Source organism: Arthrobacter sp. CAL618, from assembly GCF_000468215.1.
Lineage (GTDB): Bacteria > Actinomycetota > Actinomycetes > Actinomycetales > Micrococcaceae > Arthrobacter_D.
Genome location: NZ_ASZW01000032.1, coordinates 1 through 1,591, shown reverse-complemented (window position 1 = coordinate 1,591; position 1,591 = coordinate 1). Strand labels below are relative to the sequence as shown.

The following is a 1,591-nucleotide window of genomic DNA, read 5'->3' as shown; positions in this document are numbered from 1 at the left end:
ACTCCACTGTTTTCTGCCTTCACGGATTCCTGTGTTTCTGTGTTTCCGTGGTTGGTGATGATGGTTTCTACCTCGCTGAGGGTGTAGCCCCATGTGGTGAGCTGGGTCAGGTAGTGCTTGGCAGTGCTGGTGGGGTTGCGCCATGACTGGCGGGTGAGGCTCTTTTCGAATCCTGCGAGGATGACGGCGAGGGTGTTGGTTTCGTGGCGTCCGGTGGGCTTGGCGGTGATCTTCGCCAGCTCGCCGTAACCGTCTTTGCCTCCGAGCAGTTCGGCAGCGAATCCGGTGTGCTTGGAAAGGCCGTCAGCAACGGTGTAGGAGTGGTTTCCCATTGACTGGGCGATAAACCGCAGGGCGTTCTTCGGGGCTGTTTTGCCTTTGAGCAGGTTTTTGAGGAAGTCCACGCGGACCGTTTCGGCGGCGTCCCATGCTCTATTGTTTTCGATCACGCGGCGGCGTTCTGCTTTCTCGTCCTCTGTCATTGGCCCTGTCCGGGTGGCCCCGGGTTTGGTGAACCCTGCTGCTTTCCAGTCGGTATTGACCAAGGTGATGCGTACTTCCCCGTTGTAGCTGAATCCGATGTGCGCGGCATCTGCCTCGTCGTCGGTGAGTGGAACACCTTCGATGGTGCGCAGGTCGCGGATATTCGCCATGGGGCCTTTGTAGTCGTAGTAGTTCAGATCCTCGTCAACGATTTTGAGTCCTTGGGCGGTGACGGTGGCCGCTGCTTCGGCCATGAGGGCGGCGCGGGTGCGGTCGTCGCGGAGCCGTTGGGCGGTGTGGTCAAAGCTCTGCGGGTTGTGCGCGGCGGTGGTTTCGAGTTTGGTGATTGCTTCTGCGTCACCACTGAATTCCTCGATCACTGCGGCCATGTCCAGTGTCATGCCTTGGGCGAGTGCTGCGCTGGCGGTGTCGTCGGCCCGGACTTTCAGTGCCGCGTCCACGGTGGCCTTTTTTGCGCCAGTCTTTTTCGCGATCTGGGTGGCTGAGACTCCGAGTAGGGAAAGCTGGTGGAACGCTTCGGCGCGGTCGTTGTCGGTGAGTCCTTGGCGCTGGTCGTTTTCCACGACCTGCTTAGCTAATCTGTCGGCCTCTGTGAGGCTTTCGACCACGTAGACGGGCATCAGGTCGAGCTTCGCTTCTACGGCGGCGAGGGTGCGCCTCTGTCCGTACAGGACGTGCACTCCCCCGCTGTCGGTGCGGTGCGCGACGACTGGCTGGATTACTCCGTGTTCTTTGATGGAGGCCAGGAATGCCTTGTCTAGCTGCACATCGGCGCGAACGTTGGCGTCGATGGTCAAGGTGGTGGGGTCGATCATTTCGAGAACAGACATAGCGGTGTGCTCCTAGTTCGCAGAGTGGGTAGGGAACCTGTGGTGACCAGCAGAGTGGGTTCCTCTCCCCCGTTGTTTTTGCCTGCTGGCGGAACTTGCGTAGCTGTGCCTGACGGAGCAGTGCTCAACGCCGCAGGGGCAAGGGTGGACCAATTCGGGGAGGAAATAAGCGACGTAGGAGCGCCGGACAGGATTGGCGTGCCCGTAGCCGGCGGAGCCGGTTGACGCTGTGGAGCAGGTACGTACTATCCGAAGGA

At 60.2% G+C, this 1,591-nt stretch carries 1 protein-coding gene; it reads right to left on the bottom strand.

All coding sequences use genetic code 11. From position 1 onward, the window contains the following. The coding region (locus tag K728_RS0101815; RefSeq protein WP_024475662.1) for a ParB/RepB/Spo0J family partition protein at positions 1-1,334 on the bottom strand (1,334 nt) is incomplete at its 3' end. Positions 1,335-1,591: the final 257 nt, after the last annotated feature.